Annotated in this window: 12 protein-coding genes; 6 read left to right on the top strand and 6 right to left on the bottom strand. The window is 64.5% G+C overall.

The window, feature by feature from the left end:
• Window positions 1-9: 9 nt before the first annotated feature.
• Genes AC1RMD_RS07125 through AC1RMD_RS07105 form a run of 5 tightly spaced genes read right to left on the bottom strand, consistent with a single transcriptional unit; the run spans window position 10 to window position 6,559 of the window.
• Window positions 10-1,569, bottom strand: a complete 1,560-nt coding sequence (locus AC1RMD_RS07125) for a phage tail sheath family protein (RefSeq protein ID WP_492925052.1) — start codon at window positions 1,567-1,569, stop codon at window positions 10-12.
• A 2-nt stretch (window positions 1,570-1,571) separates the two neighbouring features.
• The gene (locus AC1RMD_RS07120) at window positions 1,572-2,756 is read right to left on the bottom strand and encodes a hypothetical protein (protein WP_492925050.1); all 1,185 of its coding nucleotides are present in this window, start codon (window positions 2,754-2,756) and stop codon (window positions 1,572-1,574) included.
• A gap of 24 nt (window positions 2,757-2,780) precedes the next feature.
• Window positions 2,781-3,437, bottom strand: a complete 657-nt coding sequence (locus AC1RMD_RS07115) for a hypothetical protein (protein ID WP_492925048.1) — start codon at window positions 3,435-3,437, stop codon at window positions 2,781-2,783.
• Window positions 3,434-4,024, bottom strand: a complete 591-nt coding sequence (locus tag AC1RMD_RS07110) for a Pvc16 family protein (protein ID WP_492925046.1) — start codon at window positions 4,022-4,024, stop codon at window positions 3,434-3,436. Before AC1RMD_RS07110 ends, AC1RMD_RS07115 begins: the two co-directional genes overlap by 4 nt.
• 9 nt (window positions 4,025-4,033) lie before the next feature.
• Window positions 4,034-6,559: an ATP-binding protein gene (locus AC1RMD_RS07105; protein WP_492925044.1), complete on the bottom strand. Its 2,526-nt coding sequence runs from the start codon at window positions 6,557-6,559 to the stop codon at window positions 4,034-4,036.
• 270 nt (window positions 6,560-6,829) lie between these two features.
• On the opposite strand from AC1RMD_RS07105, the gene AC1RMD_RS07100 reads away from it, so the two are divergent.
• The 3 genes from AC1RMD_RS07100 to AC1RMD_RS07090 all read left to right on the top strand — a co-directional run bounded on the left by AC1RMD_RS07100 (window position 6,830) and on the right by AC1RMD_RS07090 (window position 9,931).
• The gene (locus AC1RMD_RS07100) at window positions 6,830-7,153 is read left to right on the top strand and encodes an ArsR/SmtB family transcription factor (protein ID WP_492925042.1); all 324 of its coding nucleotides are present in this window, start codon (window positions 6,830-6,832) and stop codon (window positions 7,151-7,153) included.
• On the top strand, window positions 7,153-7,566 hold the full coding sequence (locus tag AC1RMD_RS07095) for an SRPBCC family protein (protein ID WP_492925040.1): 414 nt from the start codon (window positions 7,153-7,155) through the stop codon (window positions 7,564-7,566). Before AC1RMD_RS07100 ends, AC1RMD_RS07095 begins: the two co-directional genes overlap by 1 nt.
• A 184-nt stretch (window positions 7,567-7,750) precedes the next feature.
• A complete protein-coding gene (locus AC1RMD_RS07090; RefSeq protein ID WP_492925038.1) occupies window positions 7,751-9,931 on the top strand; it encodes a methyl-accepting chemotaxis protein in 2,181 nt (726 codons plus the stop codon).
• 30 nt (window positions 9,932-9,961) lie between these two features.
• Here the strand turns inward: AC1RMD_RS07090 and AC1RMD_RS07085 are convergent, their stop codons facing one another.
• Window positions 9,962-10,819, bottom strand: coding sequence for an ArsR/SmtB family transcription factor (locus tag AC1RMD_RS07085; RefSeq protein ID WP_492925036.1), 858 nt, complete (start codon window positions 10,817-10,819; stop codon window positions 9,962-9,964).
• Window positions 10,820-10,891: 72 nt separating this feature from the next.
• Between AC1RMD_RS07085 and AC1RMD_RS07080 the strand changes: the two genes are divergently transcribed.
• The 3 genes from AC1RMD_RS07080 to AC1RMD_RS07070 all read left to right on the top strand — a co-directional run bounded on the left by AC1RMD_RS07080 (window position 10,892) and on the right by AC1RMD_RS07070 (window position 15,245).
• Complete coding sequence (locus AC1RMD_RS07080) at window positions 10,892-11,635, top strand: MBL fold metallo-hydrolase (protein WP_492925034.1); 744 nt, start codon at window positions 10,892-10,894, stop codon at window positions 11,633-11,635.
• Window positions 11,636-11,649: 14 nt separating this feature from the next.
• A complete protein-coding gene (locus AC1RMD_RS07075) occupies window positions 11,650-12,909 on the top strand; it encodes an MFS transporter (protein ID WP_492925032.1) in 1,260 nt (419 codons plus the stop codon).
• Window positions 12,910-13,040: 131 nt separating this feature from the next.
• The gene (locus AC1RMD_RS07070; RefSeq protein ID WP_492925030.1) at window positions 13,041-15,245 is read left to right on the top strand and encodes an OsmC domain/YcaO domain-containing protein; all 2,205 of its coding nucleotides are present in this window, start codon (window positions 13,041-13,043) and stop codon (window positions 15,243-15,245) included.
• Window positions 15,246-15,250 lie beyond the last annotated feature (5 nt).

The raw sequence follows: 15,250 nt of genomic DNA, 5'->3' as shown, positions 1-15,250 counted from the left end.
GGGCTCCTGTTAGCGCTGTGCTTCTGCGGTGTTCTGGAAGATGCGGAACACCACGAACTCCGCCGGCCGCACCGGCGCGATGCCGACTTCGCAGATCAGGCGGCCGTTCAGGATGTCGTCCTGGGTCATGGTGCTTTCATTGCAGGTCACGAAAAATGCCTGCTCCTCGGTCCTGCCGAACAGCGCACCCTGGCGCCACTGGCTGCGCAGGAACAGGCGCAGGGTATCGGTGACGCGGTCCCACAGCTGGATGTCGTTCGGTTCGAACACCACCCACTGCGTGCCTTCGTAGATCGAACGCTCCAGGAAGATGAACAGCCGCCGCACGCTCACATACTTCCACAGAGGGTTGGAGCTCAGGGTGCGCGCGCCCCAGATGCGGATGCCGCGCCCCGGGAACTGGCGCACCACATTGACGCCACGCGGGTTGAGTACTTCCTGGGTCTTGTCGTTGATGTCGAACTCCAGTTCCAGCGCACCGCGCACGGTCTCGTTGGCCGGCGCCTTGAAGACGCCCCGTTCGACGTCGGTGCGGGCGTACACGCCCAGCACATGGCCACCGGGAGGCACGCTTTTGCGCGCCCCGGTCTGCGGATCCGACATGGAAATCCATGGATAGTAGAACGCCGCGTACTGGCTGTCCTTGACGTTGGTGCGCGGGTCCAGGCCGCCGGCGTTGCTGGCGCCCTTGCCGACATCGACCGCGGCGAAGCGGAAACGCATTCTCTCGCAATGGTCGATGACGGCCACCGAGGTGTCGGTATCGGCCGCCGGCGCGTAAACCAGCGACACCTCGCGGAAGGGATCGAGTTCCAGCGCCGCCAGGCCTTGCAGCTCGGCGCGCGGAGCGCCCGGCACCAGCTCGCCCTTGTAGTCGGCGACGTCGAGCGGAGCGGGATCGTCGGCGCCCGCCTGCGACAGCGCCGACGAGCCGTTGGCGGGCCTGGCGTCCGGCGCCGCCGGCGGAATCGGCACCAGCTCGGCCAGCGCCGAACTGTCACGCATGCGTTTCTGCCAGTAGTCGGGCGACGTGGCCTCGGTGGACAGGTCGTTGAAGTCCTCGCTCAGCGTCGGCCGGGGAAGCCGCAAGGGCTCGGCGATCGGGTCGAAGGGCTGGAAACTGGGCGGCGGATTGGCCCAGAAAGCGAAGCGCAGGCGGAATCCCACGGGAACCGGGGTGCCGTTGACGTCGGGGCGCATGGTGGTGCTGTCGTCGACGCGCGCCCATACCCGTTTGCCCCAGGAGCCGGCGCCGGCCGCGCGCACCAGGAACTGGCCGAAGGTCGCTTCCGCCGGCGTGGCGTTCTCGCCGACGATGCGGCACACATACAGGCGCTTGCCGCCGTTCTCGAAGAATCCGCTGACCGTGTAGGGCATGAATTTGCTGTCGCCAAAGGTGCCGCCATACCAGCGCTGGTACTCCTTGTAGCTGGTGACAAGGCGCGGCTTGATGGAGCCTCGTTCGGTCTCGCCGAGGAAGGCGGCGGTGCTGGTCGGTACGCCTTCGATGGGACGCGGGCCGCGTTCGATTTCTTCGATGTAGACGCCGGGAGTCAGGTATTCAGGCATGATCATTCTCCAGTATCGGTGGGCCTGCAGTTGCTGCAGTCGAAGGGTTTGGCCAGTTCCACCCTGGCGGTTTTTTCCAGGCTTTCGATGCGCGACTTGATCTCGTCGCTGACGCGCTTGATGTCGGCCACGGTGCCGGCCAGCAGGCCCTCGGCCTTGGCCAGTTCGTCCTTGGCCGGCAGATAGCGGCTCTTGACCAGGCAGCAGATGATGGTGAAGTACTGCGCCGGCTCCACCAGATAGGCGTGCCGCCCCTGCAGGCGCAGGCGCACCGTCTGTTGGCCGACGTCGGGACCGCAGCAATCGTCGGCTGCGGCTTCGTCGCAGCAGCACAGCTGCGTGTACTTCCTGTCGATGCCGGTGGCGGCGGTTGTCGCCGGCGGCGCGATGGCCAGGTGGTTGGGAATCAGCTTGATGAACAGGTCGTACAGGGCCTGCGCGTTGTCGGCGGACTTGATGGCGGCGATCAGTTTCTCGTTGTCGTTGAGGACCGCCTCGATGTCGGCGACCGGTTTCTCCCACGCCGTCAGCACCGCCTTGACGCGATCGAAGGTGGCCTGCTTCAGCGCCAGGTCGCGTTCCAACCAGTAGCGCTGGTCGTACAGCGAGTAGGCCGTGGTATAGCGGTGTTCGTGCTTGCCGTCGCCATTGAGTTGCAGCTCAAGATCGCGCACCTTGTTGAACAAAGTGCAGACCTGGCACTCCAGCTGGCAGAACCAGCATGGCATGGCGCACACCACGCAGTGGATCCGTTCGACGATGTCGCGGTCCTGTTGCTTCCAGCGCTCCAGCAGCTGCTTGTACTTGTCGTTGGTGTAGTCCGTCTGCGCGGCCTTGGCCTTTTGCAGCAAGGCCTCCAGATCCGCCTTGAAGGTCTTGGCGCGTTCCGCCTCGCTGATCACGCGCGCCTGGTCGTTAATCAGATCGTCGAAGCAGTCCGGCTTTCCCGAGCCCGTCGTCGGGCAATTGCATGCGACCTTGCAGGCGGTGGCGCCTTCGATCGGCGGCAGCGTCGGCTCGTCCGTGGTGCAGGGCGGAGGACAGCTGTCGTGCGGCGGGTTGCCCTCTTGCGGCGGTTTCGGCGGCTTGGGCTGGTCGGCCGGCCCGTCTCCCCCGGGGCAGCAATGGCCGCCTTGCTTGGGCTGTCTGGCCGGGTTGGCGGCCTGCTGGTTGGTGTCGTTGATCATGGCGCTTATCCTCTCGATCGCAACTCACGGTAAGAACTTGTTCAGGGCAAAAGCGGTTGGCTGGTCGGTGACGCGGCCTTCGACCAGGACGAATTCATCGGACATCGTGACGTTGCCCCCGCGCCGCGCGCACAGGCGCACGCGCAAGGCGCCGGCGCTGTCCTTGGCCGGTTCGTCGCTGCGCCGGAAGCGCAGCGCCAGGCTGGCGTCGCCATGCGCATCGGTGCGGGAGCGGATCGGCGAGTCGGTCCACGGCTGGGGCGCGCCGGCGTCGTGCCAGCGCAGGAACACTTCGACCCCGGCCGCCGCAACCGGCGGGCCGATGTCGCTGACGATCAGCGAGAACCGCAGCGCCGTCACGCCGGCCTGGAAGCTGTAGCCCCGGCCCGGCGCCAGTTCGATCTGCACCAGCCGCTGCGGCGGCAACGGCGAGGCCACGCTGGCGCCCAGATACGGCAACTGCCCGGGATCGACGTTGAGCTGCTGCGGCGCCAGCGGCACGCCGTCGTCAAGCCAGACAAACATGCCGCTGGCGTTGACCACCGGCGGGGCAGGGATCGCGCTGGCGCTGACCGTGACGCCGCGCGAGATGCGCGCCAGCGTCACGCCGTCGATCACTTCGGCGGCGAACAGCACTTTGCGCTGGTAGGCGTTTTCGGCGGGGGCGATCAGGCGGCTCATGGCTGCTGCTCCCGTTCCCGCTGGCCGGCGTTCAGGCTGTCGCGCACCACCGGCGCGCCCGCCGCATCCGGCGTGCGCGGATCGATCCACACCGGCGACGCCAGGTAGGCCACCGAGGTGCGATAGTTCACGGTCGGGAACAGCGCCCACAGGCGGCCCATGTCTTCATTGCCCAACGGGTCCAGTGTCAGCTTGACCGCTTCGTGGCTGACGCCTATGCCGGACAGCACCGGCTCGTGGTGCAGCACCTGCATGGCCGAGCCGAGGAACTTGAGCTGCTCCAGGTCCGCGCTTTCGCCGGAGGCGTCGCCCACCGTCAGCAGGTAGTACAGGTCGAGCGGCAGCGAATCGCGATAGATGACCGTGGCCGGCGGAACCACCGGCGAGGGCGCCGTGTGGGCGGCGTTGCGCATGCTGGGATTGGGCGCGATACGGTAAAGGAACAGGATCAGCTTCGCGCCGGCGGCGTCCGGATCGTCGAGCGGGCCGACATAGACGCCGTTGCCGGCGCCGCCGGCCGCCTTGTAGCCTTGTTGCACGCGCTCCCTGAAGGCGGTGCTGACCTTGTAGATGGCTTCGTAGTCCATGGCGTGTCCTCAGGCCGCGAGCCGGTCGCCCGGCAGCGCCAGATCGATGGCGGCCATCCCCAGCTTGGTCAGCTCTGCGCTGGTGGCCTGGGCGATATGCGTCAGGTCGATGGTCGTTCCCGCCGCTGCGGCCAGGAAGGCGGCGCGCAGCGTGATCTGGCGGATGTTGCCGCCGGTGAGATCGACCCTGCGCGCCAGGTGGCGGAACACCGGCTCGCTCAGCTGGTGCGCGCCGGATGGCAGGCAACGGCGCCAGATCTGTTCGCGCGCGTCGGCGTCCGGGCGCGGGAAATCGATGACGAAGCGCAGCCGGCGCAGGAAGGCGGGATCGAGGTTCTGGCGCAGATTGGTGGTGAGGATGGCCAGGCCCTCGTAGGTTTCCATGCGCTGCAGCAGATAGGCCACTTCGATGTTGGCGTAGCGGTCGTGGGCATCCTTGACTTCGCTGCGCTTGCCCAGCAGCGCCTCGGCCTCGTCGATGAGGATCGCCGCGCCGGAGCGGCTGGCGTCGAGGAAGATGCGGTCGATATTCTTTTCGGTTTCGCCGATGTATTTGCTGACCACGCGCGACAGATCGATGCGCAGGATACGGATGTTCAGGCGCTGGGCGATGCCCACCGCCGCCATGGTCTTGCCGGTGCCGCTGGCGCCGTGGAACAGCGCCGTCACGCCGCGGCCGAACGGCAGCTGCTCGCCGAAGCGCCAGCCGTCCAGCACCTGCGCGGCCAGCCGCACGCTGTCGACGATCTCGTCGAGCTGGCGGGCGCGGTCGGGCGGCAGTATCACTTCGCCCAGCCGCTGCGATGGCTCGATGCACTCGGCCATGCGCGACACGCCTTCGGCCGCCACGTGCTGGCAGGCGCTGACGAAGCGCGCCATGCCGGCGTCGGCGGCCTCGCCGGGGACGGCCCGGGCGCGCGCCAGGCGCAGCGCGTGTTCGAAGCCGTCCACTTCCAGCGGGTACTGGCGCGCCAGCATCTGCAGGGCCGCGTCGTCGGCGCTCAAATCCAGCAAACCGACGGCGGCGCGCACGTTGGCCAGCCGGGTCGAGGCGCTGAGCGCGTGCTCGTCGGCCAGCGTGAACGGTTCTGAGCCGATCAGGCGCACGATGCGGGTCGGCTCGGCGCACAGCACGCCGGTGCGGACACCGGCGGCGCCGATCGCGGCCAGCAGCAGGCGCAGGCCGTCGTCGGCCTGCGGCGCGGGTTCGGCCGTGCCGGCATCGAGCAGCAACGGACGGCGCGCCAGGCGCGCAAGACGGCCCAGCCGCGCGCCCGATTCTTCGATGGCCGCCGGATCGAGGCCGACCAGGCGGGCGGCGTCGATGCGCAGCGGCGCGGCGCCCGCCGCATGCGCGCCCACTTCGAGCAGCGCGCACCAGGCGCTGGCGTCGCCGCTGTACAGCACGAAGCGGGCGGCGTCGCCGTCGCCGGGCGGCGACAGCAGGTGGCGGATGCGCGCCAGAGCGAATTCGCGCTCCGGTGCCTGCCGATACAGGCTGGCGCCAGGCCAGTCGGCCAGGCGCAGCGCGCGGCGCACGGCGGGATCGTGATCGAGCGCGCCGGTTTCCCCCAGCAGCCAGGCCAGCAGCGGCGCATCCACCCGCAGCGGGTCGTCGGCGGCGGGCAGCATGCCCTGGCGGCTTTCCAGCACGCGCCAGCGCGCCAGGTTGCCGGACTGCGCCAGTTGGCAGCGCACGCCGGCGGACTCGCCCAGCAGGGCCATGAACAGGGCCAGGCTGCCCACCCGCCGGCCCATGTCGTCGAGCAGCAGGCCGATGCAGCGCTGGTAGCGCAAGTCCAGCTCCGGGGCCATGGCGAGCAGCAGCAGACGGAATTCCAGCGCGCTCAGGCTGAAGGCGGTCGCGGCGGCGGCCAGCGGTTCGGCGCCGATGTCGGCGCGCATCAAGGCGCTGGTCAGCGCCTGGTCGGCCTGCTTGACGTCGGCCGTCTGCGCGGGCGCGGTGTGGCCGGGACGTTCGTCCAGCAGGCTGTTGACGGTGGTTGCCGTCAGTGTCAGGCCGGGGATGTCGCCGTTGCCGCCGCCCTGGCTCAACGCGCCATGGCGCAGCACCGCATGGATCCAGTCGATCGCGCTGTCGAGCAGCGGCCGCGGGCCGGGCGGGTCGGCGTGCACCACGAAGCGCGCGGTGCGCTTGCCGTCCGCGCCGCCGGCATTGGCGACCAGGTCGCATAGCGCGGCCAGCAGCGAGGCCAGGTCCAGCGATTCGCTGCGCGAGGCGTAGCGGGCGATCTGCACCTGGTGGTCGACGATGTCGACCTGCAGCACCACCAGGTCCTTGCGGGCCGCGAGCATGCGCTCGGCCAGCAGCCTGGCCTGGGCATCACCGCCGACCAGGACCAGCGCCGACGGTTGGTCGGCGGGAATCTGCTTGAGGCGGGGCTCGACTTCGTCCAGGGCCAGCGGACGGCCGTCGACCAGGATCATGTTCGGGTAAGCCGCGACCGCAGCCGCGATGCCGGCCGCTAACAGATCCGAAGGCGTTGCTGCCACCAGCACGTGAATTCGCGACATATGCATGCAATCGAGGCGAGAGGAGCAGGCATGGTGACACGGACAACATTGCCGGTACATGCTCCCGCCGGGCGCAAATGGGATGCGGATCGCGAGGTGTAGAAAGGGTGAAGGGGATGTGGACCGCAAGGTTCATGGCGGCGCGACCTGGCCGTCACCCGTGCGCCGCCAGGGCCAGCCGTAGCGCGGCGGGATTTTCGCATTTTTCGCTTGACTATCCATAACCGCATGGCTATGATTTAATCCATAACTTAGTGGCTATGGATTGACATGACAAACTCCCATGACGAGCTGTTTCGCGCGCTGGCCGATCCCACCCGGCGGGCGATCTTCGAAAAGCTGTGCACCGGCGGCGAACAAACCGTAGGGGTGCTGACCACCCATGCGCAGGTGTCGCAACCGGCCGTGTCCAAGCACCTGGCCGTGCTCAAGCAGGCCGGCCTGGTTCTGGACCGGCATGCGGGACGCCAGACCCACTATAGCGCGCAGTTGAAGGCGCTGACCCCGCTGTTGGACTGGACCAACCAGATGAGTCGCTACTGGGACGGCAAGTTCGACGATCTTGATGACCTACTGAAAAGGATGGACCAATAATGAACGATATCGCACACCAACTCCGCACCGTCGTCGTCGAACGGGAGTTCTCGCATCCGCCGGAAAAGCTGTGGCGGGCGCTGACCCAGCCGCACCTGATCGAGGCCTGGCTGATGAAGAACGATTTCCTGGCCGTGTCCGGCCATCACTTTAACTTCCGCGCGGACTGGGGCTCGGTCGACTGCCAGGTGATGGAAGTCGAACCGCAGAAGACGCTGGCCTACACCTGGAACGCGCTGGGACTGGAAAGCGTGGTGACGTGGACGCTGGCCGCCACCGCGACCGGCACCCATTTGCGGATGGAACAAACCGGCTTCCGGCCCGACCAGGATCAGGCCTATCAAGGCGCCCGCTATGGCTGGCAGCATTTCTTCAACTCGCTGGAACAGTTGGTCGAGAAGGACGCCGAGTAATCGGTGCAGTTGCCGCGTCGCAAAAAAGCAACTTTCATTATGTGCGGCGCGCGCGACGCTTTGAGGGGACAGAGCGGTCCCAACCACTTGCGTTGTGTTAATTGGAGAGAATCTCTCAAAATTTCTACGGCACAATAGGTCCTGCTATCCCGCATTGACCTGGTTGTTTGCAAGGAGAGGGATCATGATCCGTTTCTTGAATAATCTGCTGCTGTGGAAGAAGTTCGCCATCCTTGCCGCATTCGGCGTCGCGCTCGTCACCGTGCCATCCTTCCTGTATGTGCGCGACTCGTACAAGACGCTCGATGCCGCGCGCGTGGAAACGCGGGGCACCGGTCCGGCGCGCGCGCTGCTGCGCGTGGTGCAGCTTACCCAGCAGCACCGCGGGCTGGCGGCCCTGGTGCTGGGCGGTCGCGACGACAAGGCGGCCGAGCAGGGCGCCAAGCAGCTGGAGACCGAGCGCGCCTACCAGAACGCCGCCAAGCTGCTCAAGGAAACGGTCCAGGATGTGGCGGTGCAGGCGGCATGGCACGAGGCGCAAACCCACTGGAAAGCGTTGAGCGGCGAGCTCGCGGCCCGCAGCATCAGCGGCAAGAACAGCACCGCCAGCCACACCGCGCTGGTGGGCCAGGTGATGGCGGTGCTCGACTTGACGGCGGACCATTTCGGCTTGACGCTCGATCCCGACGTGGACAGCTATTACCTGATCTTCGGCGCGCTTTACCATCTGCCCGGTCTGGCCGAAGACCTCGGCCGCATGCGGGCCCGCGGCGCCGGCTTCCTGGCGCAGCACGCGATCGAGCCGCAGGAACGCACCGGCATGTCCAATCTGCTGGAGCGCGCCAGCGAACACTATGCCAGCATGGCGGCGGCGTTCTCCAAGGCCGGCGCCGCCAATCCGGCCCTGAGGGAACAGCTGCAAAAGATCGCCGACGACAGCCTGGCCGAGGCGAAGCAGGCCATGCAGCTGGCCGAGGTGCAGGTGATCAAGGCGGACAAACTCAGTTATTCGGGTTCCGACTACGTCAGCGCCTTCACGCGCGCCATCGATATCCAGTTCAAGCTGGTCGATGCCGCGATGGCCGAACTGGATAAATTGCTGGTCGAACGGGCCAACCGGCTGAGCAACGCCATGTACACACTGCTGGCCCTGGTCGCCGCGATGTCGCTGCTGGCCGCCTGGATCGGCTACCTGATCACGGTTTCGATCACGCGGCCACTGAAGCAAACCGCCGGCGCGGCCGATGCGATCGCCCAAGGCAATCTCGACGTGCGGATCACCGCCGACCGCCGCGATGAGATCGGCCAGACGCTGCAGGCGATCGACAATATGACCGACAAGCTCCGCAGCAGCATCGGCGACGTGGTGCGCGTGATGGGCGCGGTGTCCGAGGGTGATCTCACCGAACGCATCGAGCACGCCTACGAGGGCGCGTTCGGCCAGCTCAAGGAATACACCAACAACACCGTGGACAAACTGTCGCAGGTGGTGCTCGACGTCAACGGCGCCGCCGAGGCGCTGGTGCGGGCTTCGGAACAGGTCAGCGCGACGGCGCAGTCGCTGTCGCAGGCGTCGAGCGAGCAGGCCGCCGGCGTCGAGGAAACCAGCGCCTCGATCGAACAGATGACCGCTTCGATCGCGCAGAACACGGAAAACGCCAGGGTCACCGACGGCATGGCCAGCAAGGCGGCGCTCGAGGCGAACGAGGGCGGTGAGGCGGTCAAGGCGACGGTGGCCGCGATGAACCAGATCGCCACCAAGATCGGCATCATCGACGACATCGCCTACCAGACCAATCTGCTGGCGCTGAACGCGGCGATCGAAGCGGCCCGCGCCGGAGAGCACGGCAAGGGCTTCGCGGTGGTGGCGGCCGAGGTGCGCAAGCTGGCCGAGCGCAGCCAGGTGGCGGCACAGGAAATCGGCGACGTGGCCGGCAGCAGCGTGGAGCTGGCGGGAAAAGCCGGCCGCCTGCTCGACCAGATGGTGCCGAACATCCGCAAGACCTCGGACCTGGTGCAGGAGATCACGGCCGCGTCGGAGGAGCAGACTGCCGGCGTGGGACAGATCAATGCGGCGGTCTCCCAGTTGAACCAGACCACCCAGCAAAACGCCGCCAGCTCGGAAGAGCTGGCGGCCACCGCGGAGGAGATGAGCGGCCAGGCGGAACAGCTGCAGGAACTGATGGCCTTCTTCCGCCTCAATCGGGAGCCGGCCAAGCCGGTGGTGAAGGCACGGCCCGCCGCCGTCGTGCGGATGATGGCCAAGTCGCCCGCGCCCGTCAGGCTGCATGGCCTGCGGCCGCAGCACAAGCGCTCGTATGTGGGTCAGGCGGAGCCGGACGAAGCGCAATTCACGGCGTTTTGAGCGCTGGCAGGTCCGAATAGCTGAATCGCTTCAGCTATTCCACTCAACCACGCCTTCGCGCATTTGCAGCGCATCAATTCCCTGGTCGCGCAACAGCTTGACGGCGTCGGTCGACATCAGGCAGAACGGGCCGCGACAATAGGCGATGACAGGCCGGTCCCTGGGCAACTCAGCCAAGCGGTTCTTCAGTTCTGCCAGCGGCATCGAACGAGCAAACGGCAAGTGGCCAGCCTGGTATTCCTCGCCGGGTCGCACGTCGATCACAATCACTTCGCCGGATTTCGCCTTGGTCAACAGTTCTTCGCGGCTGTTGCCGACCCACTCATGGGTGGCCGCAGAGAGCTGGCGCAGAGCGTCCTGCAATTCAAAAAGCCTGTCCTCGGCAAGTACCCGCAACCCTACCCATAACTGAGCTACCTCGGTACTGGCCAAGCGGTAGATGATGTACTTCCCTTGCCGTTCGGCTTCAACGAGACGTGCCGACTTCAATTCTTTCAGGTGAGCACTGACCAACTTGGCACTTATGCCGGCCTCCTGCGCCAGTGCCTCGACCGTCTTCGGGGACTGTCCCAGCAATTCAATCAGCTCCAGCCTTTTCGGACTGGCGGCCGCCTTGGCAATACGGGCTACCTGCTCGTACAGGGCATCCTTGATGGTTCGGTTCGTTGTCATAGGCAAGAGTGTCAGCATTTCATCGTCCGAGGTCAAGCCCCGTGGTGAATTGGTCTTGCCTGGACGGCAAATATCGATTATATTCCAATAATCGTTGGATTGTTGGTATTTAAGGGCCAGAGGGTAAATCCCGATGCCCAGGGCAAAGTCGGCGTAGGCGCTGGCGGCGTGGATGCGCGTGCCCCGCAGGACAGCGAATTGATCGGCGGAGCGCATCGCGGGACGCTCGGGGAGCTGGCGGACTGGTCCGAATCGGCTGACAAGATTTTCGTATTCCAGGAGACTGCAATGTTTTTCAAGCAACGCGCAAATGACGACGCTTCGATTTCGTACTTCTTCGGCTGCGGCGGGCAAGGCAAGGGCGTCGCGCTCGACGTGCTGGCGGGAGACGAGGCCTGGTACATCGACCAGGCGCGCCAGCTCAATGTGGAAATTTCCTATGTGTTCGATTCACACATCCATGCCGACCACCTGTCCGGTGGCCGAACCCTGGCGGCGCTGACCGGCGCGAGCTATGCACTACACGAAAGTAATGTCGGCAAGACCGCGTTTACATTTACGCCGGTGGGCGACAATCACGTCGTCGATGCAGGCAATACCCGCATCCAGGTCTTGCATACGCCTGGCCACACGGAAGACAGCATCTGCCTGCTGGTGTCGGACCGACGCCGCGCGGAAGCGCCATGGTTCGTCCTGACTGGCGACACCATGTTCGTCGGCTCGGTCGGCCGCCCGGATCTCGCTGGGCGCGAGACGGAAATGGCGGCCCAGCTCTGGCACAGCCTTCATGGTCGGCTGCTGAATTTGCCTGATGAGCTTGAGGTTTTTCCGGGTCATCAGGCTGGCAGTGCGTGCGGCGCTGACATTTCGGGCAAGCCGTCATCGACAATCGGCTTCGAGAAGCGCTGGAATCCCTTGCTGACGTTGGGGAAGGACGCATTTACAGCGACCCTCGCCGCAACAGTCTTGCCACGTCCCGCCGAGATGGACTGGCTTGTCGCCACAAATCTCGGCCAAGCCGGGTTTGCGTGACGATGGAATCGGCGATGCTTAAATCACTGTCACCGTCCCTTGCCGCCTCAAACCTGCGGCTCGGACTGCGTGCGAATTGGCAGCAGTTCAGCTTGCTTGTTGTGGTGAATGCCTTTGTCGGCGCCATGGTCGGGATGGAGCGCAGCATCTTGCCCGCTATCGCCGAACAGGAGTTCAAGCTGGTGGCCCACAGTGCGATCCTCGCGTTCATCGTCGTCTTCGGCGTGGCTAAGGCAAGCACAAACTACTTTGCCGGCCGCTTTTCCGACGCCTACGGGCGCAAGGCCGTGCTGGTGGTCGGCTGGCTGATTGCCACGCCCGTCCCATTTCTGTTGATGTGGGCGCCATCCTGGAACTGGATCTTGCTGGCCAACGTTTTTCTTGGGGTTAGCCAGGGGTTGACCTGGTCGACCACAGTCATCATGAAGATCGATCTTGCCGGACCAAAAAATCGCGGCATGGCAATGGGAATCAATGAATTTGCCGGGTATTTTGCAGTCGGCTCGGCCGCGCTCGCGACAGGCTGGATCGCAGCAAATTACGGTTTGCGACCGCAGCCGTTCTACCTCGGTGTCGCGTTTGCCATGTTCGGTCTTCTGCTATCGGTGCTGGTCGTGCGCGAGACACGCGGCCATGCGCGCTTGGAAGCTGCAATGGCGCCGTCGCCCAGTGCAGCCACCGTACCGTCGCAACGTACGCTCTTCTGGCAAACCAGCGTGCGCGATCCCAGCTTGTCGTCGATTAGTCAGGCTGGCCTCGTCAACAACCTCAACGATGGCATGGCATGGGGCCTGTTCCCCTTCGTGTTTGGCGGTGCCGGCATGACCCTTGCTCAGATAGGCATACTCGCCGCGATTTACCCGACTGTATGGGGCGTCTGTCAATTGTTCACCGGCGCGCTATCGGACCGCATCGGCCGCAAAGGCCTGATCGTCGCCGGGATGTGGGTTCAGGCGCTGGGCATTGCCATCATCGCGCTGCGCTCATCGTTCGCGTGGTATGCGACGGGCGCGGTGTTGTTGGGGATAGGCACCGCAATGGTCTACCCGACCTTGCTGGCTGCCATTGGCGACGTGGTCAGCCCGCTCTGGCGTGCTTCGACCGTCGGCGTTTACCGCTTCTGGCGCGACCTCGGCTACGCGATCGGCGCTCTGCTTGCTGGCCTGGTGGCCGACTTGTACGGGGTAATCAGCGCGGTTTGGCTGGTTGCGGCAATCACTTTCCTGTCGGGTGTGATCGTCGCTGTCCGAATGCGCGAATCCAGTTCGCCCTGAACATCTCAAGGGGCGGCGACGCTAACATCGCCGACACCATACCTGACCGCGATGAGCAGCCTTTGCCGGGCGAGCAAAACAACGGATAATGGTGCCCAACTCATTTTGAGCACTACTATTGGAATTCTCTCATGGAAATTAAGGTCAACTTTCTCGATAAGCTACGTCTTGAAGCTAAATTCGATGATTTCACGGTCATCGCCGACCAGCCCATCCGCTACAAGGGCGATGGCTCGGCGCCTGGTCCGTTTGACTATTTTCTGGCCTCGTCGGCCTTGTGCGCCGCCTATTTTGTAAAGTTGTATTGCTCGACGCGCAATATTCCTACCGATAATATCCGCCTGTCGCAGAACAATATTGTCGATCCGGAAAACCGTTACCAGCAGATTTTCAAGATCCAGGTTGAGTTGCCGAGCGATATCTCCGACAAGGACCGCGAAGGCATCTTGCGTTCGATCGACCGTTGTACCGTGAAAAAAGTGGTCCAGGCCGGACCCGAGTTTGTCATTGAAGCGGTGGAGAACCTGGATGCCGACGCCCAGGCCTTGTTGATGCTGAACCCGGCTTCCGAAGCGAGCACCTATATCGCGGGCAAGGATTTGCCGTTGGAGCAAACCATCGCCAACATGTCGGGACTGCTGGCGGGCCTGGGCATCAAGATTGAAATCGCTTCGTGGCGCAATATCGTTCCCAACGTGTGGTCGCTGCATATCCGCGATGCCCACTCGCCGATGTGCTTCACCAACGGCAAGGGCTCGACCAAGGAAAGCGCGCTGGCGTCGGCCCTGGGTGAGTATATCGAACGACTGAGCAACAATCACTTCTACGCCGGCACGTTCTGGGGCGAAGACATCGCCGCGGCGCCGTTTGTGCACTACCCGAACGAGCTCTGGTTCAAGCCTGGCCGCAAAGATGCGCTGCCGGCGGAGATCCTGGATGAGTACTGCCTGGAAATCTACAATCCGGACGGCGAGCTGCGCGGCTTCCATCTGTACGATACCAACTCCGGCAATGTGGAACGCGGTATCTGCTCGCTGCCGTATGTGCGGCAGTCGGACGGCGAGGTGGTGTATTTCCCGTCCAACCTGGTCGAAAACCTGTTCGTCAGCAATGGCATGAGCGCCGGCAATACGCTGGTCGAAGCCCAGGTACAGTGCCTGTCGGAGATATTCGAGCGGGCGGTCAAGCGCGAGATTCTGGAAGGCGAAATCGCACTGCCGGACGTGCCGCAGGAAGTGCTGGCGAAATATCCTGGCATCCTGGCCGGCATCAAAGGGTTGGAAGAGCAGGGCTTCCCGGTGCTGGTGAAGGATGCGTCGCTGGGCGGCGAGTATCCGGTGATGTGCGTGACCTTGATGAATCCGCGCACCGGCGGCGTCTTCGCCTCGTTCGGCGCGCACCCGAGCCTTGAAGTGGCGCTGGAACGCAGTCTGACGGAACTGCTGCAGGGCCGCAGTTTTGAAGGCCTGAACGATTTGCCGCGGCCTACCTTTGTCAGCAACGCCGTCACGGAACCAAACAACTTTGTCGAGCACTTCATCGACTCCAGCGGCATCGTCTCGTGGCGCTTCTTCAGCGCCAAGGCGGATTACGATTTTGTCGAGTGGGATTTCTCCGGCCACGGAGAAAACTCCAATGCGGAAGAAGCCGCGACCCTGTTCGGCATCCTCGAAGGCATGGGCAAGGAAGTGTACGTGGCGGTATACGACCAGTTGGGCGCCGCCGCCTGCCGCATCCTGGTGCCGGGCTATTCGGAAGTCTATCCAGTGGAAGATCTGATCTGGGATAACACCAACAAAGCATTGAAGTTCCGCGCCGATATTTTGAACCTGCATCGCCTGGATGACGACAGCCTGGAAGCGCTGATCGAGCGCTTGGAGAACAGCGAGCTGGATGAGTACTCCGATATCGCCACCCTGATCGGCGTCGAATTTGACGAGAATACGGTCTGGGGCCAATTGACGGTGCTGGAGTTGAAGCTGTTGATACAACTCGCATTGCAGGACTTTGAAGCGGCGCAGGAGCTGGTGGAAGCCTTCCTGCAATACAACGACAACACGCTCGAGCGCGGCCTGTTCTACCAGGCCGTGAATGTGGTGCTGGAGGTGGTGCTGGACGACGACATGGAACTGGACGACTACGTGGTCAACTTCCGCCGCATGTTCGGTGATGCGCGCATGGATGCGGTGATCGGCTCAGTGGATGGCAGCGTGCGCTTCTACGGCTTGACGCCGACCAGCATGAAACTCGAAGGGCTCGACCGCCACCAGCGCCTGATCGACAGCTACAAGAAGCTGCACGTGGCGCGCGCCAAGGGGGCGGCGGCGTCCAACTAGCCATC

The sequence above is a fragment of the Duganella sp. GW822-FHT06D06 genome (assembly GCF_058799615.1).
This window is presented reverse-complemented; position numbering and strand designations above follow the sequence as displayed.